Genomic DNA, 22356 nt, shown 5'->3' on the forward strand with positions numbered 1-22356 from the left:
GCCACCGGCGAAGCCGCCGGAGCCGCCGGCCCCGCAGATGCCGCCGACCACCCCGCCGCGGTACGTGCCGCGCCCCGGCTTCCCCCACTGCCCGACGCCGTCGCACAGCCGACCCGCGGCGAGGCGCACACCCCCGCCGCCGCCACCGTCCGCGAGACCTGCCCGCACCCCACCCGCCAGGAGACCGGCCCGTGACCGCCGACGCCGCCACCGACGCTGCCCACGCCACCGACGCCGACGCCACCACCACCGACCACACCCGCACCGTGCTGCGGGCCCAGCTCGACGGGATGACCACCGAGGCCTTCCGTCCCGAGCTCGCCCAGATCGACCGCCGGACCACCCTCGAAATCGCCCGCACCATGAACGACGGGGACGCCGCCGTCCCGGCCGCCGTCGCCGCCCAGCTGCCGCGCATCGCCGCCGCGATCGACGCCATCGCCGCGCGCATGGGGCGCGGCGGCCGGCTCGTCTACGCCGGCGCCGGAACCGCCGGCCGGATCGGCGTCCTGGACGCCAGCGAGTGCCCGCCCACCTTCAACACCGCCCCCGGCCAGGTCGTCGGGCTGATCGCGGGAGGCCCCTCCGCCCTGCTGCGGTCCGTCGAGGGCGCCGAGGACTCCGCCGAGCTCGCCGCCGCCGACCTCATCGCCCTCTCGTTGACCAGGGACGACACCGTGGTCGGCATCTCCGCCTCCGGCCGCACCCCGTACGCGGTCGGCGCCGTCGAGTTCGCCCGCGCCCGCGGCGCCCTCACCGTCGGCCTGTCCTGCAACGCCGGCTCCGCACTCGCCGCGGCCGCCGAGCACGGCATCGAGGTCGTGGTCGGGCCGGAGATGCTCACCGGCTCGACCCGGCTGAAGGCCGGCACCGCGCAAAAGCTCGTCCTGAACCTCATCTCGACCATCACGATGATCCGGCTCGGGAAGACGTACGGGAACCTGATGGTCGACCTGCGCGCCTCCAACGAGAAGCTGCGCGCCCGCTCCCGCCGCATCGTGGCCCTGGCCACCGGAGCCGGCGACGAGGAGATCGAGGCCGCGCTCACCGCCGCCGGCGGCGAGGTGAAGGCCGCGATCCTCGTCATCCTCGGCGGCGTCGACGGCCCGGCCGCGGCCGGCCTGCTGTCCGCCGCGCGCGGCCACCTGCGCGTCGCACTCGCCGAAGCCGCCGCCACCGCTCACTGACGCCGCCACCCCCTGACGCCACCGCCCACCCCGACGACGCAAGGCGACCGCCGTATGACCGAAGACAAGAACCGCGCCACAGCCGCCGCGATCCTCCCGCTGGTCGGCGGCCCGGACAACATCACCTCGATCGCGCACTGCATGACCCGCCTGCGCATCGGCCTGCGCGACCGCTCCCTCGTCGACGACGACGCCCTGAAGGCGCTGCCCGCCGTGCTCGGCGTCGTCGAGGACGACACCTACCAGATCGTGCTGGGGCCGGGGGCCGTCGCCCGTGTCACCCCCGAGTTCGAGGCGCTCGTCGCCCGAGCCCGTCAAGCGGCCCCCGCGGCGGCCGCCCCCGCCCCGCCGGCGGCGGGAAGCGCGGTCGTCGTCACCGCCGAGCAGCTCGCCGACCGGGGGGCGGCCCTCAAGGAGGCCCAGAAGGCCAGGAACAGCACCCCCGTCAAACTGGCCCTGCGCCGCCTCGCGAACATCTTCGTCCCGCTGATCCCGGCCCTCATCGGCTGCGGCATCATCGCCGGCTTGAACGGCCTGCTCACCAACACCGGCTGGCTGCCCGGCGCCGTCCCGGCCCTCGCCGCGATCGCCTCCGGCTTCATGTCCCTGATCGCCGTGTTCGTCGGCCACAACACGGCCAAGGAGTTCGGCGGGACGCCCGTCCTGGGCGGCGCCGTCGCCGCGATCATCGTCTTCCCCGGTGTCGCGAAGATCGACGCCTTCGGCCACCACCTCTCCCCCGGCCAGGGCGGCGTCCTCGGCGCGCTGGCCGCCGCCCTCCTCGCCGTCCAGGTGGAGAAGTGGTGCCGCACCTGGGTGCCGGAGGCCCTCGACAACCTGGTCACGCCGACGCTGACCGTCCTCGTCGCCGGACTGGTCGCCCTGTTCGGCCTGATGTTCGTCGCCGGCGAGGTCTCCGCCGCCATCGGCACCTTCGCCACCTGGCTCCTGCGCACCGGCGGCTCCTTCGCCGGGCTCGTCCTGGGCGGCCTCTTCCTCCCCCTGGTGATGCTGGGCCTGCACCAGGCCCTGATCCCCATCCACACCACCCTCATCGAGCAGACCGGCCACACCGTCCTCCTGCCCATCCTCGCGATGGCCGGCGCGGGCCAGGTCGGCGCCGCCGTCGCCGTCTACTGCCGTCTCCCGCACAACCGCAGCCTCCGTACGACGATCAAGTCCGCGCTGCCGGCCGGTTTCCTCGGGGTCGGCGAGCCGCTGATCTACGGGGTCTCACTGCCGCTGGGCCGCCCCTTCGTCACCGCCTGCGTCGGCGGAGCGGCCGGCGGTGCGTTCATCGGCCTGTGCAACCAGCTCGGTGTCGCCTTCGGCTCCACCGCCATCGGGCCGTCCGGGTGGGCCCTGTTCCCGCTGCTCGACGGCCGTGCCGGGATGGGGCTCACCATCGCCATCTACGCGGGCGGCCTCGCCGTCGGCTACCTCGTCGGATTCCTCGCCACGTACTTCTTCGGCTTCACCCGACGGATGTTGACGGACTTGAACGCCGACCCGGGTGCGATTCCGGCCACAGCCCCACCAGCCACCCAGCCCGCTATGGCGTAAATGTGGATCCGGCGGAGAAACTGCCCCCATGCAGCTCCCCGCCGAAGCCGTCGCCGCCACCGCCGTCGTAGAAGTCGTACGCCTCACCAGTCGACCCGAGCACTACGGCGATCCCATGAGCGGCCCCGTCGTCACCCGCTGGGCCGGCCGACAGGCAGCCGAATCCCTTGAGTTGATCTCGTCCATGCCGCCCGGCGACCCCCGCCTGTGCTTCGCGCCGGGTTGGGGCCTGCGGGCGTACGGCGCCGCCCACGAGCCCCTGTTCGAGCTGATCTTCTGTTTCAGCTGCCACCACGGCTGGCTGTGGGGCGCGGCCGTCCCGGAAGACCTGGCCTTCGACACCATCTCGGGCAACACCGCCGAGGCGGACGCCCTGCTGGCCCACTTCCGCGACGCCGCCTGACGATCGGCCGGCCGACCGAACGCCGTCCTCCCCTCACCCCTCCCCGGCCGCAGCCTGCAGGAACCCGACGAGGTCCCCGGGCCCGTACCCCAGCCTGGGACCGCGCTCGGCGGCCATCAGCAGCAGCTGGCCCACGATCTCCGCTCCCCACCCGTCGGGCCCGTCCTCGGACCACTCGCCGACCTTCTCGATCCCCAGGTCGGACAGGAACAACCCGTAACGGGCCCGCACCTCCCCGCACAGCGCCGCCACCGCGTCCAGCAGCCGCGCCCCGGGCCGCTCGCAGCGCAGCGCGAAGCGGCCGTCGATCTCCTCGACCGCGCATCCGGTCGGCGGGTCCGCCTTGATCGGCGCGTACCTCGGATCGTCGAATTCCAGCCAGTCACCGACCGGCGCGTGAACGAGCGTGAACCTGTGCCATCCGGGTGGCGGAGGCGGCTGCGGCCTCCAGCCCGTCAGCCCGAACGCCTCGTGCACCAGGGCGGTGGCCTCGTCCGCCGTGTCCGCCGTCTGGCGCACGCGGCGCGACCCGTCGTCCCCGACGGCCGTCCACGGCCCGCTCGCCCCTTCCCGCGCCACCCGCACCTGGAGCCCCGTGCCCCGCCTCCTCCAGCCGGGGCCGACCAGCTCCTGCTCCACCCGGCCCAGCTTCCAGGCGAGTTCGGACTCCCACGACCGGGACACCTCGAACAATCCCTGCAGCACGGCCTCGATCCGCCGCCGCTCGGCGTCCCCGCTCACTCCGGGTGCGCCTTCCCGTGGAGGACGGCCGCCAGCCGGAGGGCGGTGTCGAGGTTGCAGCGCCCGAGCTCGACCAGCGGCAGCCCGTACGTCCCCGCGGCCGAGACGACGTCCACGCCGAGCGAGGGGAGCACCACCCCCACCCCATCGAGTGCTTCTCTCAACTGCGCGACGGCCTCCTCGGCCGCCTGCATCCGCCCCTGGGGAGAGAGCAGCATGACTGTCACCTTTCTACTCTGGGTAGTCGCCTCCTCCACTCAGAGTGGCGACCACGCGGCTAGCCTTTCAACGACGGCCGGTCAACAACCGCACCCGTCGATCCGGGAGTTGCCCGTGCCGAGCAGGAACCTCGACCCGTCGCCGTCCCCCCGCGCCGTGCTCGGCTCCGTACTCCGAACTCCGCGTCACCGCCGCCCGTGCGGGCAAGACCCCGCCCAGTCCAAGTACCTGGACCACTTCGCGGCCGTGGCCGAAACGGAGGCGCCGGCGAAGACCATCCGGGAGTACGCGCCGCAGATCGTCACCGTGCTGGCAGCCACATGGCACGAGTCCAGCCACAGCGGCGGCAACGTCGAAACTGCGTCGGGGTGGCCGACGCCCACCCCGACGTGGTCCCCGTCCGCGACTCGACGACGCGCACCTAGCCTTCGGCACGGCCGCCCGGGTCGTCTTCGTCAGCGCCCTCTGAGCCCATTCACCCAACTGGGCTAACCCTGGATCGCGTCCCGTCATATGCCCCTAACGTATGCCCCCATCCGCACCCAACGGAGCCGCGTATGACCATTCAGGCGATCCGAAAGTGGGCTCACGGGGCACCATGGTGTCGAGGAGGCGACGCCATGACCCCCAGCTCCGCCGAGCACCAGCAAATGACGGTCGAGGAGTTAGAGCAGATCGCCCGGGCGGCTCCGGAGACGGTGACCCTGGAGTTCATCCAGGGAAAGCTTGAGGTCAAGCCCGTGCCCGAAGGCGACCACGACGAGATCATCATGTGGGTATTGCGGCAGTGCATGCAGCAGCGCCCGGAACTGGCGCTGTACCCGGAGCGCGGGCTGAAGGTGGAGCAGTACCGCGCCGGCCGGGCCCGTGTGGACGGAGCGCTCGCGCCCGTCGGCAGCTTTGCCGGTGCCGGCGAGTGGGCCGACCCGGCACGCGTCCTCATGGTGCTGGAAGTGACCTCCCACGACAGCGACACCGACCGGCGGGACCACACCGAGAAGCGCGACGGGTACGCGTCGGCCGGCATCCCCGTCCACGTCTTCATCGACCGGCAGAACTGCACCGTGACGGTCCACAGTGACCCCGGGGGCGGTTCTTACCTCCGCAGCCCGTCCTTCCCGTACGGGGAAACCATCAAGATCCCGGCCCCTGTAGCCGTCGTCCTCAACACCGAGCCCCTGAAGGACTTCGCCAACTGACGTACGGCAGGGCCTTTCGTCACCAGCCGAAGGCCGGGGCCACGTCGAAGATCGGCGGCAGGCTCCCGCCCGGGTCCAGGTTGACGAACGTCCTGCCGTACAGGGCGATCGCGTCGCCCATCGGAAGGTCGCGCAGCACCGTCGACTCCCCCGACGGCCCGCCCGTGTGCGGGTCCAGGTGCCAGAGGTGGGTGAACGCGCCCTGGGTCACCACCGCGATCCGGCCGGCGGTCCGGTCAACGCCGCCCAGGGCGCGGACCGACCAGTCGGGGTCGAAGGCGCGCCGCCACAGCCGACGGCCGTCCGTCAGGGAGTACGCCTCCAGTACCTCCCTCTTCTCCCGCTCCGGGACCGCCACGACCAGCACGTCGCCGAAGACCCGCCGCTTCCCGTCGTCCGTCGGGGCGTACGGGGCCTCCGCCGCGTTCCCGCGGGGGCGCCCCGCGTCGTCGAACAGCAGCAGCCGGTCGTCCGCGATGACCGCGGCCGGGCCCGCCGACACGATGCGCGGGCGTCCGGGTCCGGCGGGGAGCGGGGCCTGCCAGGCGACGGCGCCCGTGCGGACGTCCAGCGCGAGCAGTTCGCCGCCGCCCTCCTTCCACGCCAGCGTGACCAGGACCCGGTCCTGGCCGGCGGCGGTCTCCTGGACGGTGGCACCGGGGCGGGGCAGCGGAGCCCGCCAGCGTTCGGCGCCCGTCTGGAGGTCGTGGGCGAGGACCGCCCCCGCCGTGGCCGACACGGCGAGCGAGCCGCCCGCCGTGACGGTCCCCACCGGGTCCGGGACCTCCTTCGACCAGCGCTCCTTGCCCTCCGCGAGGTCAACCGCCACGAGCCGGGTCCCGCAGGGCCCGCTACCCGCGGCCGCGCCCGTGGCCGCGCCCGTGGCCGCGGTCCCGGCGTAGGCGAGCACGCCGGTGCCGGACGGGGTGTCCGTGCTCATCCCGCACACCTTGGTGCCCTCGGGCGCGCTGTGGCCCCAGCCGCGCCGGCCTTCCCCGTCGTAGGCGGTCACGCCGTCCTCACGGATGCGGACCACGAGCCCGGAGACGGGATGACCGGCCCAGGAGCCGAGCGGCTTTCCTGACGCGGACCCCTCGGGGACCTGGTAGCCGAAGAGGTCCATGTGCGGGCCGCGCATCCACGAGAAGCCGTTCCAGCCCGGCCACAGCGCGGTCAGCGCGACGGCGACCGCCAGCATCCAGCCCACCGCGGACCGCCAGGGGCGGCCGCGCCGGGCGGCCACCCACAGGAGGCAGGTGCCGATCACGGCGAGCGGCGTGAACAGCATGAGCCAGCCCATGCCGCGCGGCACGTACACACTGCTCCACGCTCCGTCGGCCATGTCGACGGCCGCCAGCTTCGTGAGCAGGACGGCGTACAGCACGGTGACGGCGGTGGCCGCGCAGGCAGCGGCCAGCACGGCGTGGTCCCGGAGCCGCTTCGCGAGCGGCGGCCTGTCGTCCATGATCCCCCCTGGCCCGCAGCCTAACCCCCGGCCCGGCGGGGGGCCGGGGGCCGCCACGCCCACGGGGCGGGAAAGCCGGCGGTGTCCAGCGTCAGCGCGAACGGCTGGGGAAGCTCCAGCTCCTCGCCGAACGCCACGCGGTCGGCGTGCCGGTACGCGCCGTTCTGCGGTCCTGTGAACAGGGTGCTGGTCGGCCCGTGCTGGTCGAAGCCGTCGATCAGGAGACGGACCGGCACCGGCGCGTGGGCGTACGCCCAGAGTTTCATGGACGCCGCCGTTGAGGTCGTCAACGCCCCCGGGCCGCGGCCACGAAGGCGCGGATCAGGTCCGGGGACTTCACGCCGCGCTGCCGCTCGACACCGCTGGACACGTCCACGCCCCATGCGCCCGTGGTCTCCACGGCCCCGCGGACGTTGTCCGGGTGGAGGCCGCCGGCCAGCAGCCAGTGGCCGCGGGGGGCGGTGAACTCCGCGGCGGCCCAGTTCCACGGCGTGCCGGAGCCGGGGTCGGGGGCGTCGATCAGGAGCAGGTCCTCGCCGTACTCCCCGCACCGCTCCACGCGCCGCGCGGTGGCCCGCAGCAGGGTGCGCCCCTCGGCGCGCAGGGCCGCGTAGTACTCCGGGCCCTCGTCCCCGTGCAGCTGCACGCCCCGGACCCCGCTCTCCTCCGTGAGCCGCCGGACCTCCTCGACCGGCTGCCCGCGGAACACGCCGACCGTGAGGACGCCGGCCGGGACCCGCGCGGCCAGCTCCCGCGCCTCGGCGGCGCCGATCGTACGGGGGCTGCCCGCGGCGAAGACGAAGCCGACGGCATCGGCGCCGGCGGCCACGGCCGCGTCGACGTCGTGCGCGGTCTTCAGACCGCAGATCTTCACGAAGAGGTCGCTCATGCCCCCCAGTGAAACAAATGGTGGCGCCCCGACCGTCGTGATCTTGAAGACTGGGTGCCATGACCGACACGACGCACACCCTCACCACCGGCGGCCCAGACTCCGGCCTCGACGAACGGCTCAGCAAGGAGCTGGACGCCTTCAACAAGGAGGCGGCCGGAGGCATCGCCCCCGCCGAGTTCACGGTGCGCGTGAACGACGCGGACGGCGGGCTCGTCGCCGGGCTCAGCGGCTGGAGCTGGGGCGACCGGGCGGGCATCGCGATGGTGTGGGTGCGGGAGGACAGCCGCCGCGACGGCTGGGGCGGCAAGCTCCTGGCCGCGGCGGAGGCGGAGGCCGCGGCCCGCGGCTGCCGCACGATCATGGTGTCCTCGTTCACCTTCCAGGCGCCGGCCTTCTACGCCCGCCACGGCTACCAGGAGACCGCCCGTGTCCCCGGCTTCCCCGGCGGCCACGAGGACGTCTACTTCCTGAAGGCCCTCCCCGCCTGAGCCGCCACCGCACCGCAGCTTCCGGAGCGCCGCCCCCAGGGGTGGCGCTCCGCCCGTATCCGGGCACTGGGGCTGCTCCGCCCCTAGCCTGGAACGTGCACGCCCCAGGGCACGACCACCCCGATCCCGGGAGGACAACGGTGACGATCATGATCGAGCGTGACACCACGATGGAGACCCCGTCACCGCCGGCGTTCGAGCACCTTTTGCGAACCGTCGAGGAGATGCACACGCCAGACGGCTTCAAGGCCGAGCTCATCCGGGGGAAGATCGTCGTGTCACCGTGGTCCAAGCTGCGTTACTACCGCCCCATGCGGGTACTGCGCGAGCAGCTCGGGGCCCACGCTCCCGACGGGCACGTGGCGGACATCGCCCCCTTCCTCTTCCGGTTCCCGGCAGCCGCACGGGCTTACGGACCTGATCTCTTCGTGGCCGACGAGTCCGCCTTCGAGGAGGACGGCCGTCACGCCGACGCCGCCGCCCTCTCCCTGGTCGCGGAGTTCACCTCCGTCTCGACCAGGGATGCGGACTGGGCCGAGAAGCTGGAGGTGTACGGCCGCCTGGTGCCCGTCTACCTCGTCGTCGACATGCAGGAGTCGGAGATCACCTGCTTCTCCGACCCCTCACCGCACGGCTACCGCTCCCGGCAGACGGTGCCCTTCGGGAAGCCCCTGACCGTCGCGGAGCCCTTCGGCTTCGAGTTCGACACGGCCGGGTTCCAGTCCGCGTCCTGAAACGCCCGAGGGCGGCACCCCCTCCGGATGGAAGGGGTGCCGCCCTCGGTCGCGAACAGCCGATCAGCGCGGGGCCGATCAGAAGTCCATGTCACCGCCCGGCATGCCGCCCGGAGCGGCGGCGGCCTTCTCCGGCTTGTCGGCGATGACGGCCTCGGTGGTCAGGAACAGCGCGGCGATCGACGCGGCGTTCTGCAGGGCGGAGCGGGTGACCTTCGCCGGGTCGATGATGCCCTCGGCGATCATGTCGACGTACTCGCCGGTCGCGGCGTTCAGGCCGTGGCCCGGGGTCAGGTTGCGCACCTTCTCCACCACGACGCCACCCTCAAGGCCGGCGTTGACGGAGATCTGCTTCAGCGGGGCCTCGAGGGCCAGCTTGACGGCGGCGGCACCGGTGGCCTCGTCGCCCTCCAGCTCCAGCTTCTCGAAGACCGAGGAGGCCTGCAGCAGGGCCACGCCACCACCGGCGACGATGCCCTCCTCGACGGCGGCCTTCGCGTTGCGGACGGCGTCCTCGATGCGGTGCTTGCGCTCCTTGAGCTCCACCTCGGTCGCGGCACCGGCCTTGATGACGGCCACGCCGCCGGCCAGCTTCGCGAGGCGCTCCTGGAGCTTCTCGCGGTCGTAGTCCGAGTCGGAGTTCTCGATCTCGGCGCGGATCTGGTTCACGCGACCGGCGACCTGGTCGCTGTCACCGGCACCGTCGACGATGGTGGTCTCGTCCTTGGTGATGACGACCTTGCGGGCGCGGCCCAGCAGGTCCAGGCCGGCGTTCTCCAGCTTGAGGCCGACCTCCTCGGAGATGACCGTGCCGCCCGTGAGGATGGCGATGTCGCCGAGCATGGCCTTGCGGCGGTCGCCGAAGCCCGGGGCCTTGACGGCGACGGACTTGAAGGTGCCGCGGATCTTGTTGACGACCAGGGTCGACAGGGCCTCGCCCTCGACGTCCTCGGCGATGATCAGCAGCGGCTTGCCGGACTGCATGACCTTCTCCAGCAGCGGAAGGAGGTCCTTCACGTTGCTGACCTTGGAGTTGACGATCAGGATGTACGGGTCGTCGAGGGACGCCTCCATACGCTCCATGTCGGTGGCGAAGTACGCCGAGATGTAGCCCTTGTCGAAGCGCATGCCCTCGGTGAGCTCCAGCTCCAGACCGAAGGTCTGGGACTCCTCGACGGTGATGACGCCTTCCTTGCCGACCTTGTCCATGGCCTCGGCGATCAGCTCGCCGATCTGGGTGTCAGCGGCGGAGATGGAGGCCGTGGAAGCGATCTGCTCCTTGGTCTCGACATCCTTCGCCTGCTCCAGCAGGGCGCCGGAGACGGCCTCGACGGCCTTCTCGATGCCACGCTTGAGGGCCATCGGGTTGGCGCCGGCGGCCACGTTGCGCAGACCCTCGCGGACGAGCGCCTGGGCCAGGACGGTGGCGGTGGTCGTACCGTCGCCCGCGACGTCGTCCGTCTTCTTGGCGACTTCCTTGACCAGCTCGGCGCCGATCTTCTCGTACGGGTCCTCGAGCTCGATCTCCTTGGCGATGGAAACACCATCGTTGGTGATCGTGGGGGCGCCCCACTTCTTCTCAAGGACGACGTTGCGACCCTTGGGGCCAAGGGTGACCTTGACGGCGTCGGCGAGCTGGTTCATGCCGCGCTCGAGACCGCGCCGGGCCTCCTCGTCGAACGCAATGATCTTGGCCATCTGAAGTGGTCCTCCAGGACTGGGGTTCCCCCTGCGCCGGGCAGGCGCGCGGGGAGGGTGGATTGCTCCGGACCGCGCCTGCGCCCGCGACGGACGGCCTGCGTGCCCGGCGGTTCCTTCCCGCCGGACGCTGCGGGCCTCACCGACCCGGTCCCGTGTAGTAGCACTCTCCGCGGGAGAGTGCTAACGCCAATGATTAGCACTCGACCCCCGCGAGTGCAAGCGGCTTCGGACATCCCCGGCCATGCCGCCGGACGCCGCCGCCCGACGCCGACCGCTCCCCGCCCGGGACGCACGAAGGGCCCGCACCCCTCCTCAGGATGCGGACCCTCGTGTACGCGTCGGTGGCCGGTCGCGCCGGTCGCGCGGTCTCAGACGGCGAGCTTGACCATGTCCGCCTGCGGGCCCTTCTGGCCCTGCGAGATCTCGAACTCGACCCGCTGACCCTCTTCAAGGGTGCGGTACCCGTCCATCTGGATGGCGCTGTAGTGGACGAACACATCCGCACCACCGTCGACCGCGATGAAGCCGTAGCCCTTCTCCGCGTTGAACCACTTGACGGTGCCCTGAGCCATGCCTAACTCCCCTATTACTGGCCCTTGCGCGGGACCGCACTTCGCGGTCCCGGGTCAGAACTTGCGCCGGAACGCCTCGACCGCGGCTGAATGTATCTGCACCGGTGCTGTCTGCAACAGGTCAATCCGACGAGAATTCTGGACACACCGAAAGGGCCAAATAGGCCGAAAATTTATCGTATTCCCGGGCAACTCGGACCCGGCATATCGCGCCAAAGCCCCATACCGCACGTGCACATTGACTCAATGTCACCCCTCGCAGGGCCCGTTCATATGCAGCGGGCAAGAACAACGGAGGGGGCTTCCCCAACTCTACCGCGGCCAACCAAGCAGAATTACCCCCTCCGCTTAATGCCGGAGGGGGTAATCCTCGGAGGACGAATCAGCAGCCGCCGGCAACGGCCGGGATGATCGAAACGCCCGCGCCGTCCGGGGTCGCCGCCTGCAGGCCGCCCTCGAAGCGCACGTCGTCGTCGTTGACGTAGACGTTGACGAAGCGGCGCAGCTTGCCCTGGTCGTCCAGGACGCGCGCGGCGATGCCGGGGTGGTTCTGCTCCAGCGACGCGATGACCTCGGCGAGGGTCGCGCCCTCGGCCGGGACCTCGGCCCGGCCGCCGGTGTAGGTGCGCAGGATGGTGGGGATGCGGACGTTGACGCTCATGGCGCTACTGCCTTTCCGGTAGGGCGGGGATGGTCAGGCCAGGCCGGCGGCGCGGAACGCGTCCAGGCTGGGGCGGATGGTGGCGGTCTGCCCGCTGTCCGCGGCCACCGCCTCCAGGGTCTTCAGGCCGTCACCGGTGTTGAGGACCACCGTGGTCAGCGCGGGGTCGAGCCGCCCGCTCTCGATGAGCTTCTTCGTCACGCCGACGGTCACGCCGCCCGCCGTCTCGGCGAAGATTCCCTCGGTCCGGGCCAGGATCCCGATGGCCTCGACGACCTGCTCGTCCGTCACGTCCTCGACGTAGCCGCCGGTACGGCGCGCGATGTCCAGGACGTAGGGGCCGTCGGCGGGGTTGCCGATGGCGAGGGACTTGGCGATCGTGTTCGGCTTCTGCGGGCGGACGACGTCGTGGCCGGCCTTGAACGCGGTCGACACCGGGGAGCAGCCCTCGGCCTGGGCGCCGAAGATCTTGTACGGCTTGTCCTCGACCAGGCCCAGCCCGATCAGCTCCTGCAGACCCTTGTCGATCTTCGTCAGCTGGGAGCCGGAGGCGATCGGGATGACGATCTGGTCGGGCAGCTGCCAGCCGAGCTGCTCGCAGATCTCGTACGCCAGCGTCTTGGAGCCCTCGCCGTAGTACGGGCGCAGGTTCACGTTGACGAAGCCCCAGCCCTCGCCCAGCGGGTCGCCGATGAGCTCCGAGCAGAAGCGGTTCACGTCGTCGTAGTTGCCCTCGATGCCGACCAGGTCGCCGCCGTACACACCGGCCATGACGACCTTGCCCTGCTCCAGGTCGTGCGGGATGAACACGCAGGAGCGGAAGCCCGCCCGGGCGGCCGCGGCCCCGACCGCGCCGGCCAGGTTGCCGGTGGAGGAGCAGGAGAGCGTGGTGAAGCCGAAGGCGCGGGCGGCCTCGACGGCGATCGCGACGACGCGGTCCTTGAAGGAGTGCGTCGGGTTGCCGGAATCGTCCTTGACGTACAGCTTGCCGGTGACGCCGAGCTCCTTGGCCAGGTTCTCGGCGTCGACGAGCTTGGTGAAGCCCGGGTTCAGGCTGGGCTTGGCGGCCACGTCGGCGGGGACGGGCAGCAGCGGGGCGTACCGCCAGATGTTGTTCGGACCGGCCTCGATCGCGGCGCGCAGGGCCTCCGCGCCTTCGGGCGACCCGGTGCCGGCCGGGAACGCGTACGCGACCTCCAGCGGGCCGAAGCACTCGACGCAGGCGAAGATCGGGCCGAGCTCGAAGCGGGTACCGCACTCGCGACAGGAAAGGCCCGCGGCGGGGCCGAGATCGACGGCGGGCGCGGCGGCGGAGGCTCCGGCGGCAGGGGTGGCAACGGTCTGTGCAGCCATGATGGCGAGGCCCTTTCTCCTCATCTTCCCCATGGCGCATTTCGCCATGAGACGGAATTGGCACCTTCCCTAGCCGGGGACCTCGCTGCTGCTGCACGCAGTCGCGGGAAACCGACTGGAGGGTTGCCGGGGCTTCAACGGGCCGTGTCCCTCTGCCCCTCTGGATGAGCGGTATGGCGCCGGTCCGCGCGCTCGTGGCGCGCCGACGCGTTTGTTCGCGGGACCCCCGGCATGCGGCGGTCCATCGCGTTGTTCAAGACTGTAACCGAAGGCTCGGGTGGCTGAGACGGCTGTCCGATGCGCGAGATGGAGCGCTTTTCGGCCGGAACGGCCGGGCGGGTAGCAGAGGAAACAGGGAGTGCCGAACGTGCTGGAAGAGGTGGAGCGCTGGCTCGCGGACCGCTCCTGGTCCGTTGCCGACCGACCGCTCGACCAGCTCCTCGCCGCGAAACGGGCGTCGGGCACCACGGTCAGCGTCGTCCTGCCCGCGCTCGACGAGGAGGCGACGGTCGGCGCGATCGTCGAGGTCATCCGGCGCGATCTCGTCGACGGGCCCGCCTTCCCGCTCGTCGACGAGCTGGTGGTGGTCGATTCCGGTTCCACCGACCGGACCGCCGAGGTCGCCGCGAAGGCCGGCGCCCACGTGGTGCACCGCGACGAGATCCTGCCCCGCATCCCGGCCGTGCGCGGCAAGGGCGAGGTGCTGTGGCGTTCGCTGCTGGCCACCACCGGCGACATCGTCTGTTTCGTCGACGCGGACCTGCGGGACTTCTCGGCGTCCTTCGTCACCGGCATCGTCGGCCCGCTCCTCACCGAGCCGGACGTGCAGTTCGTCAAGGCGATGTACGACCGCCCCCTCGGCGACGCCCCCGGTCAGGGCGGACGGGTGACCGAGCTCGTCGCCCGGCCCCTGCTCAACCTGCACTGGCCCCAGCTGGCGGGCTTCGTCCAGCCACTGGGCGGCGAGTACGCCGTACGCCGCTCGCTGCTGGAGCGGCTGCCCTTCCCCGTCGGCTACGGCGTCGAGCTGGGCCTCCTGGTGGACGCGCTGCACACGGTCGGGCTCGACGCCCTCGCCCAGGTGGACGTCGGTGTGCGGCTCCACCGCCACCAGGACGGGCAGGCGCTCGGCCGGATGGCCGCGGCGATCTACCGGACGGCGCAGCTGCGGCTCTCGCGCGGACACTCCCCCGGCCACCGCTGGGGACACCCCCACGTGCGGCCGGTGCTGACGCAGTTCGAGCGCGGTCCGGAGGGGTTCGAGCCGCGCACGCACGCCGTGGACACGGAAGAGCGGCCGCCGATGGTGGAGATCGCGGAGTACGCGGTCCGCCGCGTCGCATGACGGCGGGCGTCAAAACGGTGTCAGGGGCGCGTCACGGGCGCGCCAGGGGCACATCGGGGGCGAGAACGGACGTTTGAGGCGGGGCGGGTCGGGCTAGGTTCGCCGCATGGCTTCCCACGTTCTCGTCGCAGCCAACCGCGGTCCGCTCTCCTACGTCCTCGGCCCCGACGGCACCCTCGACGCGCGCCGCGGCGGGGGCGGTCTCGTCTCCGGCCTGTCGGCCGCGCTCGCCGAGCAGCCGGACGCCCTGTGGATCTGCGCCGCCCTGTCGGACGCGGACCGCGAGGCCGTCCGCCGGGGCGTCGCCGAGCCAGGGGTGCGGATGCTGGACATCGACCCGGCCGTGTACGACGCCGCCTACAACGGCATCGCGAACTCGGTGCTCTGGTTCACCCACCACCACCTGTACGACACCCCGCGCACCCCCGTCTTCGACGCGGCCTTCCGGCGCCAGTGGGAGGCGTACACCGCCTACAACCGGTCCTTCGCGCGGGCACTGGCCGAGGAGGCGGCCCCGAACGCCTGCGTGCTCGTCCAGGACTACCACTTGGCACTGGTCCCGGGGCTGCTGCGCGAGCTGCGGCCCGACCTGCGGATCGCACACTTCACGCACACGCCGTGGGCCTCGTGGGACTTCCTGGCCATGTTGCCCGACGACGTCCGGCACGAGCTCATGTGGGGCATGCTCGGGGCCGACCTGCTGGGCTTCCACACCTGGGCCTGGGCCCACGCCTTCCTCGACTGCGCCCGCCTGGACGACGAGCGCGGCACGGCCGAGCCGCTCGTCACGGAGGCTGGCGGCGAGCGGTACGTCCGGAAGGCGATGCTCGGTCCGGTGCGGCACCCGCGCACCGACGTCGCCGTCTACCCGCTGGGCGTGGACGGCGACGAACTGCGCCGTCTCGCACTCCGGCCGGAGGTCGCGGACCGGTTGGCGGGGCTGCGCGCCGAGATCGGGGACCGCAGGACCATCGTCCGGGTGGACCGGACCGAGCTGTCGAAGAACATCGTCCGGGGACTGCTCGCCTACCGGGAGCTGCTCACCGCGCACCCGGAGTGGCGCGGGCGGGTGGTCCACCTGGCCTCCGCCTACCCCTCGCGCCAGGACCTGGAGGTCTACCGGTCGTACACGACCGCCGTGCGGGACCTGGCCGCGGAGATCAACGCGGAATTCGGCACGAAGACGTGGCAGCCGGTGCTGCTGTCGGTGCAGGACGACTTCGCCCGGTCCCTCGCGGCGTACCGGCTGGCGGACGTGGCGCTGGTCAACCCTGTGCGGGACGGGATGAACCTCGTCGCCAAGGAGATCCCGGTCGTGTCGGAGCAGGGCTGCGCGCTGGTGCTGTCCACGGGGGCGGGGGCGTACGGGGAGCTGCGGGACGATGCGGTGACGGTGAACGCGTACGACGTGACGGAGACTGCGGAGGCGTTGCACGCCGCGCTGTCCATGCCGGAGGGGGAGCGGTGGGAGCGGACGAAGCGGTTGGCCGTGGCCGCGACCGCCCTCCCGCCGGCGCAGTGGTTCACGGCCCAGCTGGCCGCCCTCCGGGCCGCCGCCGACCCGCGCTCCTGACCCGGCGCACGCTCGGACCGCGGCCGCGCCCGTCTCACTGACCCGGGCCGGTCCCGGTCTCCCCCTGTGTCAGGCGTGGAGGGAGGCGGCCAGGGCCGACAGGAAGGTGGTGATGGCGGCGGGGCCGGGGAGGACGAGGTCCGCGCGGGACGCCAGTTCCGGGACTTCCTCCGAGCCGCTGCACACCAGAAGGCCCGGCAGGCCCTCGGCCCTGCGCTTTTCCACGGCGGCGTACGCCGCGAGGTCGCCGAGGTCGTCCCCTGCGTAGAGGACCGCTTCGGCGTCCGTCTCCTCCAGGTACTCGCTCAGGGCGACGCCCTTGTCCATGCCCGGCGGCCGCAGCTCCAGCACGGCCCGCCCCGGCTCCACGATCAGCCCGTGCCGGGCGGCCAGCTCGGCCAGCGGCTCGCGCAGTACCGCGAAGGCGGCGGCCGGGTCCTCGGCGCGGCGGGTGTGGACGGCGAGGGCGCGGCCCTTCTCCTCGATCCAAGTGCCCTGCCAGGCGCCGATGGAGTCCAGGAACCCGGGCAGCTCGGCCCGTACGGCCGCCACCCCGGGGTGTTCGGCGGGCGCGTGCACGATGCCGGTGACGGCGTCCCAGCGTTCGGCTCCGTAGTGGCCGAGCACGACGAGGTGTTCCAGGCCCGGCACCCCGGCGAAGCCCCCGAGGCGGACGGCGACGCCCGCCGGCCGGCCGGTGATCACGGCGACGGAGGCGACCTCGGGGGCGAGGGCGGCGAGGGCGGGGACGGCGGCGGGGTGGGCGCGCGCCTGGTCGGGGTCGGGGACGATCTCGGCGACGGTGCCGTCGAAGTCGAGGGCGACGACGCTGCGGCGCGGTGCGCGCAGGAGGGCCGCGAGTCCCTCGCGGCCGGCGGCGGTGACGGGCATCGGCAGGTCGTGCGGACGGCTCCCCATGGGGACGACCCTAACGGCCCGGGCGGGCCACGGCTACGGCGCACGGGGACGTGTACCGGTACCGGTGGTGTGCGGGCCTCGGGCGCGGGTCTTCAGCGGCGGGCGCGCTGGGCCTCGCGGATGCGGCGGAGCCGGTTGACGGTGCCCGGGGAGTGGGCGAGGGCCCGCGGGTCGTCCATCAGCGCGTTGAGCAGCTGGTAGTAACGGACCGGGGTCATTCCCAGCCCTTCGCGTATCGCCCGCTCCTTGGCCCCGGGGCCGGGCCAGGTGCGTCCCTCGTACGCGAGCACCGCGGCCTCGGTGGCCGTGAGCTGCCCGTCGTCCGTCATACGGCCAGATTAACGCCGCCCACCGACACCCACGGGGCCGCCAAGCTCGGGTGGGTGTCGGTGGGCGGGGGTCAGGGGCCGCAGGCCGGGGGTTGCGGCCGGCGGCACCGTCCGGCGGTCAGGGGTTAGCCGTCGCCGGGGGCCTGGTCGCTGGGCCCCCGGTAACCGGGCTCCGGTCGCCGGTCGCCGGTCGCCGGTCAGGGGTTGTCGGTCGCCGGTCAGGGGTTGTCGGCCGTGCGGGCCTGGGAGGCGATGTCCTCCAGGACCCGCTTGGGGTCGCCGTTCGGCTGCACGGCCCGGCCGATGTTCTGCTTGATGTTCTCGCTCACCCCGGCCCAGGACTTCTTGCCGACCGGGTACAGCCGCGAGTTGGGCAGCGCGGTGAGGAAGGTCTTCATCTGCGCCGAGGAGCCCCCGGTGCTCGCCTCCATCGCCCGGTAGCCGCTCGTGGTGACCGGCAGCAGGTCGTACTTCTTGGTGAAGGCCGTCTGGTTCTTCGACTCGTAGAGGTAGTCGAGGAACTTCCCGGTCTGCGCGCGGTGCCCGTTCTTGAAGGCCATCACCCAGTCCGCGACGCCCATCGTCGGCTGGTCGGTGCCGTCGGCGGTCGGCAGGGGCACCATGCCGAACTTCACGCCCTTGGCCCCGGCCTGCTTCATCAGGGTCGGGTGGCCGTTGAGCATGCCGACCTCGCCGCGGGCGAAGGCGTCGAAGGCGGTCTGCCGGTCGGTCTTGCCGGGCTCGGTCGGCCCGGTCAGGCCCTGGCCGACCAGCTTGTCGCGCAGGAACTCGAAGGTCTTGACGTTGGCCTGGGCGTCGATCGCGTACGCCTCCTCGTTGTCGGTGTAGCCGCCACCGCCCGCGAGGAGCCACTGCATCGTCTCGGCCTGCGCCTCCTCGCGGCCCAGGGGCAGCGCGAAGGGGGTGGCGACGCCCGCGCCCTTGAGCTTCTTCGCGGCGGCCTCCAGGTCGGCCCAGCTCTTGGGCTGCCAGGCGCCCTTGGAGTCCTTGGGGACGATCCCGGCGTCCGCGAACAGCTTCTCGTTGTAGAAGAGCAGGCGGGTGCTGGAGACGAACGGCATGCCGTACTGGGTGCGGCGGATCTTGCCGGCGTCCGCGAGCGGCGCGAGGAAGTCGGCCTCGGTCTTCACCGACAGCAGCTCCTCGGCCGTGTACAGCTTGCCGGCGGCCGCGTAGTCGGCGTAGGCGCCGATCTGGGCGATGTCGGGGGCCTTCCCGGCCTTGACCATCGCGGCGACCTTGGCGTCGACCTCGGACCAGTTGTAGACGCTGACCTCGACCTTGACCTCGGGGTGGTCCTTCTCGAAGCCGGCCGCGAGGTCCTTCCACCAGGACTCCGAGGAGTTCTGCGGATTGTCCCCGTAGTCGGCCGCCACGACCCGGAGGGTCACCTCGTTGTCCCCGGTGACGCTTCCGCATCCGGTCAGTGCCGCCGCGGCCAGGCTCAGTGCGGCTCCGGTTGCGGCCAGGCGCAGGTAACGGCCCTTCACAGTTCTCGATCCATCCCAAGTTGTACGTACGATCCACGTAAGGTCTACACCACTTTGGCCTCTCCTCCCTATTCGGAGCCGATCCGGGCCGGAATTTGTATGGCAGCTCAACAATCCCCTCCAATGGACTAGACCTTTCCCGACCGAGCGAGCGAGACTGTCGACTGTGAAACCCGTGAAACACGTCATCGCCCTCGATGTGGGCGGCACCGGGATCAAGGCCGCCCTCATCGCCGAGGACGGCACCCTGCTCCACGAAGCGCGCCGCGCCACCGGCCGCGACCGGGGTCCCGACGCCGTCGTCGAGACGGTCCTGGACTTCGCCGCCGAGCTGTACGCGCTTGGCCGCGAACGCTTCGGGGCGGCCGCGTCCGCGGCCGGCGTCGCCGTGCCCGGCATCGTCGACGCCGAGGGCGGGACCGCCGTCTACGCGGCCAACCTCGGCTGGCGCGACGTGCCGATGCGCGAGCTGCTCAGCCGCCGGCTCGGCTCCCTTCCCGTGGCCCTCGGCCACGACGTCCGCACGGGCGGACTCGCCGAGGGCCGGATCGGCGCCGGCCGGGGCACCGACCGCTTCCTGTTCGTCCCGCTCGGCACCGGCATCGCCGGCGCCATCGGCATCGCCGGCCGCATCGAGGCCGGCGCCCACGGCTGCGCCGGCGAGATCGGCCACGTCGTGGTCCGCCCCGGCGGCCCGCCCTGCGGCTGCGGACAGCGCGGCTGCCTGGAGACCCTGGCCTCCGCCTCCGCCGTCAGCCGCGCCTGGGCGGCGGCCAGCGGCGCCCCCGACGCGGACGCCGCGGACTGCGCCGAGGCCGTGGCGTCCGGCGACGCGGCGGCCCGGGAGGTGTGGCTCACGGCCGTCGACGCGCTCGCCGACGGCCTGGTCACGGCGATCACCCTGCTGGACCCGAGCACGCTGATCATCGGTGGCGGGCTCGCCGAGGCGGGGGAAACCTTGTTCACACCGCTCAGGGCGGCCGTCGAGGAGCGCGTGACGTTCCAGCGGCTTCCCGACATCGTCCCGGCGGCCCTCGGGGACACCGCCGGATGCCTGGGCGCAGGGCTGCTCGCCTGGGACCTACTCGCCACGGAGGTACCTGCCTGATGGCCGGAAGCGCACACAGCACCGTTCTCTCCGGCGCCCGGGTGGTGCTGCCGACCGGGATCGTGGCAGGCGGGCGCGTCATCGTCGAGGGCGACCGGATCGCCGGCAGCGCCCACGAGAACGCGACCCTCGTCGACCTGTCCGGGCACTGGCTCGTCCCCGGCTTCGTGGACATGCACAACCACGGGGGCGGCGGCGCCTCCTTCACCTCCGGCACCGCCGAGGAGGTGCTGAGGGGCGTACGGACGCACCGCGAGCACGGCACCACCACCCTGGTCGCCTCCACCGTCACCGGCGACCTGGACGAACTGGCGCGGCGCGCCGGTCTGCTCGCCGAGCTGACCCAGCAGGGCGAGATCGCGGGCATCCACTTCGAGGGCCCGTTCATCAACCCCTGCCGCAAGGGCGCGCACAAGGAGGAGCTGCTGCGCGACCCCGACCCGGCGGAGGTCCGCAAGCTCGTCGACGCCGCCCACGGGGCCGCCCGCATGTTCACCCTCGCCACCGAGCTGCCGGGCGGGCTGGACTCCGTACGGCTGCTGGCCGAGCACGGAGTGATCGCCGCGATCGGGCACACCGACTCCACGTACGACCAGACCCGCCAGGCCATCGACGCGGGCGCCACGGTGGCCACCCACCTGTACAACGCGATGCCCGCGATGGAGCACCGGGCCCCGGGACCGATCGCCGCGCTACTGGAGGACGAGCGGGTCACCGTCGAGCTGATCAACGACGGCACCCACCTGCACCCCGCGATGCTGGAGCTGGCCTTCCACCACGCCGGCGCCCACCGCGTCGCACTGATCACCGACGCGATGGACGCGGCCGGCTTCGGTGACGGGACCTACCACCTCGGACCGCTGGAGGTGGAGGTGAAGCAGGGCGTGGCCCGGCTCGTCGAGGGCGGCTCGATCGCGGGCTCCACGCTGACCCTGGACACCGCGTTCAAGCGCTCGGTGACCCTGGACCGGCTGCCCGTCGAGTCCGTGGTCCAGGCGATCTCCGCCAACCCGGCCAAACTGCTCGGCCTGTACGACCAGGTGGGCTCGCTGGAGCCGGGCAAGTACGCCGACCTGGTGGTCCTCGACGCCGCGTTCGAGCTGAAGGGGGTCATGCGGCGCGGCGAATGGATCGTCAACCCGCTGTAGGAGACGGCGCGGCACGGCAGCGAACACGGCGGTTGGCCGCCGATCGGGGGTACCGGGCGGCGGAGGTGGGGGCGCACGGCCCGCAGGACTGGGCCGCCCGCTCCGTCTTTGACATGATCCCGGCACACACCGAGACCGGGACCTGAAAAGACCATGATCCTGACCGTGACGCTCAACACCGCACTCGACGTCACCCACCGCGTACCGAGGTTGGTTCCCCACACCACGCACCGGGTCACCGCCGTGACCGAGCGCCCCGGAGGCAAGGGCCTCAACGTGGCCCGCGTGCTGGCCGCGCTGGGCCGGCCGGTGACGGCGACCGGCTTCGCGGGCGGCCGCACGGGCGCGGCCGTACGCGAACTGCTCGCCGGCTGCCCCGGTGTGACCGACGCTCTGGTCCCCTGCGCGGGCACCACCCGGCGCACCCTGGCCCTGGTCGACGAGGCCTCGGGCGACACCACGCAGTTCAACGAGCCGGGCCCGCTGATCGGTTCCGGGGAGTGGGCGGAGTTCCTGGACCGGTACGGGGCCCTGCTCGCCGGCGCCGAGGCGGTGGCCCTGTGCGGCAGCCTGCCGCCGGGCGTGCCGGTGGGCGCGTACGCCGTCCTGGTCCGCGCGGCCCGCGCGGCCGGCGTTCCGGTGCTCCTGGACACCAGCGGCGAGGCGCTGCGCCGCGGGATCGCCGCCCGTCCCGAGATGGTCAAGCCGAACGCCGCCGAACTCGCCGAACTGACCGGCTCCCGCGAGCCGGTGCAGGCCAGCCGCGATGCCCGGCGCCGGGGCGCGCACGCCGTGGTCACCTCGCTCGGCCCGGAGGGCATGCTGGCCGCCACCGCTGAGGGCGCCTGGCGGGCGGCCCCGCCCCGGGCCCTGTCCGGCAACCCGACCGGCGCCGGGGATTCCGCCGTGGCGGGCCTGCTGTCGGGCCTGGTCGAGGGCCTGGACTGGCCGTCCCGCCTGGCCCGCGCGGTGGCCCTCTCCGCAGCCACGGTCCTCGCCCCGACGGCGGGGGAATTCGACGCCTGCACCTACGAGCAGCTACGGAAGACGGTCTGCGTCACCGGCAGCGACTGACGTCCCGCGGGCCGACTGAGAGCCGGTCAGCAGAGGCCGAAACCGGGGAACTTGGGTCCTCCCCGGCTCGTCGCGCCCGAGCCGCTCGGGATCGCGGAGCGAATCGATCTTCAACGGGGGGGGGGGGGGGGGGGGACAAAAAGGCCCCCCCCACCCCCTGGCAATAAAAAAA

The 22356-nt window shown here is 72.5% G+C and carries 23 protein-coding genes and 1 riboswitch; of the genes, 11 read left to right on the forward strand and 12 right to left on the reverse strand.

The window, feature by feature from the left end; translation table 11 throughout:
• Positions 1–290 precede the first annotated feature (290 nt).
• Genes murQ through ACFV7Q_RS06835 form a run of 3 tightly spaced genes read left to right on the forward strand, consistent with a single transcriptional unit; the run spans position 291 to position 3153 of the window.
• Entirely contained in the window at positions 291–1187 is an 897-nt protein-coding gene (gene murQ, locus ACFV7Q_RS06825) for an N-acetylmuramic acid 6-phosphate etherase (RefSeq protein ID WP_385424531.1), read from the forward strand.
• 54 nt (positions 1188–1241) lie between these two features.
• Positions 1242–2750, forward strand: a complete 1509-nt coding sequence (locus ACFV7Q_RS06830; RefSeq protein WP_385424465.1) for a PTS transporter subunit EIIC — start codon at positions 1242–1244, stop codon at positions 2748–2750.
• A gap of 28 nt (positions 2751–2778) precedes the next feature.
• The gene (locus ACFV7Q_RS06835) at positions 2779–3153 is read left to right on the forward strand and encodes a hypothetical protein (RefSeq protein WP_385424468.1); all 375 of its coding nucleotides are present in this window, start codon (positions 2779–2781) and stop codon (positions 3151–3153) included.
• Between the two features lie 33 nt (positions 3154–3186).
• Here ACFV7Q_RS06835 and ACFV7Q_RS06840 read toward each other — a convergent pair whose 3' ends face one another.
• Both ACFV7Q_RS06840 and ACFV7Q_RS06845 read right to left on the reverse strand, forming a co-directional pair.
• Positions 3187–3894 (reverse strand): hypothetical protein, encoded by a 708-nt coding sequence (locus ACFV7Q_RS06840; RefSeq protein ID WP_385424471.1) that lies wholly within the window; start codon positions 3892–3894, stop codon positions 3187–3189.
• Positions 3891–4112 (reverse strand): hypothetical protein, encoded by a 222-nt coding sequence (locus tag ACFV7Q_RS06845; RefSeq protein ID WP_385424473.1) that lies wholly within the window; start codon positions 4110–4112, stop codon positions 3891–3893. The genes ACFV7Q_RS06840 and ACFV7Q_RS06845 overlap by 4 nt, the downstream gene beginning before the upstream one ends.
• 621 nt (positions 4113–4733) lie before the next feature.
• Here ACFV7Q_RS06845 and ACFV7Q_RS06850 point away from each other — a divergent pair.
• A complete protein-coding gene (locus tag ACFV7Q_RS06850; RefSeq protein ID WP_385424475.1) occupies positions 4734–5312 on the forward strand; it encodes a Uma2 family endonuclease in 579 nt (192 codons plus the stop codon).
• 19 nt (positions 5313–5331) lie between these two features.
• Here ACFV7Q_RS06850 and ACFV7Q_RS06855 read toward each other — a convergent pair whose 3' ends face one another.
• From ACFV7Q_RS06855 to ACFV7Q_RS06865, 3 genes are read right to left on the reverse strand one after another with little or no spacing between them, the layout of a single operon-like run.
• Complete coding sequence (locus tag ACFV7Q_RS06855; protein WP_385424478.1) at positions 5332–6777, reverse strand: PQQ-binding-like beta-propeller repeat protein; 1446 nt, start codon at positions 6775–6777, stop codon at positions 5332–5334.
• A 20-nt stretch (positions 6778–6797) separates the two neighbouring features.
• Entirely contained in the window at positions 6798–7043 is a 246-nt protein-coding gene (locus tag ACFV7Q_RS06860) for a hypothetical protein (RefSeq protein WP_385424480.1), read from the reverse strand.
• 20 nt (positions 7044–7063) lie between these two features.
• The gene (locus ACFV7Q_RS06865; protein ID WP_385424483.1) at positions 7064–7666 is read right to left on the reverse strand and encodes a phosphoribosylanthranilate isomerase; all 603 of its coding nucleotides are present in this window, start codon (positions 7664–7666) and stop codon (positions 7064–7066) included.
• 59 nt (positions 7667–7725) lie between these two features.
• Here ACFV7Q_RS06865 and ACFV7Q_RS06870 point away from each other — a divergent pair, with 59 nt between their 5' ends.
• Together ACFV7Q_RS06870 and ACFV7Q_RS06875 are read left to right on the forward strand one after the other, a co-directional pair.
• Positions 7726–8157 carry a GNAT family N-acetyltransferase gene (locus ACFV7Q_RS06870; RefSeq protein WP_385424486.1) on the forward strand — a complete coding sequence of 144 codons (432 nt, stop codon included), beginning with the start codon at positions 7726–7728 and terminating at the stop codon, positions 8155–8157.
• 149 nt (positions 8158–8306) lie between these two features.
• Positions 8307–8891, forward strand: coding sequence for a Uma2 family endonuclease (locus tag ACFV7Q_RS06875; RefSeq protein WP_385424488.1), 585 nt, complete (start codon positions 8307–8309; stop codon positions 8889–8891).
• Between the two features lie 78 nt (positions 8892–8969).
• On the opposite strand, the gene groL is transcribed toward ACFV7Q_RS06875, so the two are convergent.
• From groL to thrC, 4 genes are all read right to left on the reverse strand, one after another.
• Positions 8970–10589, reverse strand: coding sequence for a chaperonin GroEL (gene groL, locus ACFV7Q_RS06880; RefSeq protein WP_179175858.1), 1620 nt, complete (start codon positions 10587–10589; stop codon positions 8970–8972).
• Positions 10590–10960: 371 nt separating this feature from the next.
• Positions 10961–11164 carry a cold-shock protein gene (locus ACFV7Q_RS06885; protein ID WP_005315736.1) on the reverse strand — a complete coding sequence of 68 codons (204 nt, stop codon included), beginning with the start codon at positions 11162–11164 and terminating at the stop codon, positions 10961–10963.
• 382 nt (positions 11165–11546) lie between these two features.
• Positions 11547–11825 carry a MoaD/ThiS family protein gene (locus ACFV7Q_RS06890; RefSeq protein WP_385424491.1) on the reverse strand — a complete coding sequence of 93 codons (279 nt, stop codon included), beginning with the start codon at positions 11823–11825 and terminating at the stop codon, positions 11547–11549.
• A 33-nt stretch (positions 11826–11858) separates the two neighbouring features.
• A complete protein-coding gene (gene thrC, locus ACFV7Q_RS06895; protein WP_385424494.1) occupies positions 11859–13178 on the reverse strand; it encodes a threonine synthase in 1320 nt (439 codons plus the stop codon).
• A gap of 17 nt (positions 13179–13195) precedes the next feature.
• Positions 13196–13349, reverse strand: a riboswitch (SAM riboswitch).
• Positions 13350–13545: 196 nt separating this feature from the next.
• Between thrC and ACFV7Q_RS06900 the strand changes: the two genes are divergently transcribed.
• Together ACFV7Q_RS06900 and ACFV7Q_RS06905 are read left to right on the forward strand one after the other, a co-directional pair.
• Positions 13546–14523 (forward strand): glucosyl-3-phosphoglycerate synthase, encoded by a 978-nt coding sequence (locus tag ACFV7Q_RS06900; RefSeq protein ID WP_385424534.1) that lies wholly within the window; start codon positions 13546–13548, stop codon positions 14521–14523.
• Between the two features lie 106 nt (positions 14524–14629).
• The gene (locus ACFV7Q_RS06905; protein WP_385424497.1) at positions 14630–16096 is read left to right on the forward strand and encodes a trehalose-6-phosphate synthase; all 1467 of its coding nucleotides are present in this window, start codon (positions 14630–14632) and stop codon (positions 16094–16096) included.
• A 69-nt stretch (positions 16097–16165) separates the two neighbouring features.
• Here the strand turns inward: ACFV7Q_RS06905 and otsB are convergent, their stop codons facing one another.
• From otsB to ACFV7Q_RS06920, 3 genes are all read right to left on the reverse strand, one after another.
• On the reverse strand, positions 16166–17014 hold the full coding sequence (gene otsB / locus ACFV7Q_RS06910; RefSeq protein WP_385424500.1) for a trehalose-phosphatase: 849 nt from the start codon (positions 17012–17014) through the stop codon (positions 16166–16168).
• A gap of 92 nt (positions 17015–17106) precedes the next feature.
• Entirely contained in the window at positions 17107–17343 is a 237-nt protein-coding gene (locus tag ACFV7Q_RS06915) for a DUF3263 domain-containing protein (RefSeq protein WP_385424503.1), read from the reverse strand.
• Positions 17344–17561: 218 nt separating this feature from the next.
• A complete protein-coding gene (locus ACFV7Q_RS06920) occupies positions 17562–18854 on the reverse strand; it encodes an extracellular solute-binding protein (RefSeq protein ID WP_385424506.1) in 1293 nt (430 codons plus the stop codon).
• A 175-nt stretch (positions 18855–19029) separates the two neighbouring features.
• Here ACFV7Q_RS06920 and ACFV7Q_RS06925 point away from each other — a divergent pair, with 175 nt between their 5' ends.
• The 3 genes from ACFV7Q_RS06925 (at position 19030) to ACFV7Q_RS06935 (ending at position 22184) form a co-directional block, all read left to right on the forward strand.
• On the forward strand, positions 19030–19962 hold the full coding sequence (locus ACFV7Q_RS06925; protein ID WP_385424509.1) for an ROK family protein: 933 nt from the start codon (positions 19030–19032) through the stop codon (positions 19960–19962).
• Entirely contained in the window at positions 19962–21110 is a 1149-nt protein-coding gene (gene nagA, locus ACFV7Q_RS06930) for an N-acetylglucosamine-6-phosphate deacetylase (protein ID WP_385424511.1), read from the forward strand. The genes ACFV7Q_RS06925 and nagA overlap by 1 nt, the downstream gene beginning before the upstream one ends.
• Positions 21111–21263: 153 nt before the next feature.
• Positions 21264–22184 (forward strand): 1-phosphofructokinase family hexose kinase, encoded by a 921-nt coding sequence (locus ACFV7Q_RS06935; protein ID WP_385424514.1) that lies wholly within the window; start codon positions 21264–21266, stop codon positions 22182–22184.
• The last annotated feature ends 172 nt before the right edge of the window (positions 22185–22356 follow it).

It is taken from the genome of Streptomyces sp. NPDC059851, assembly GCF_042732005.1.
Classification (GTDB): Bacteria; Actinomycetota; Actinomycetes; order Streptomycetales; family Streptomycetaceae; genus Streptomyces.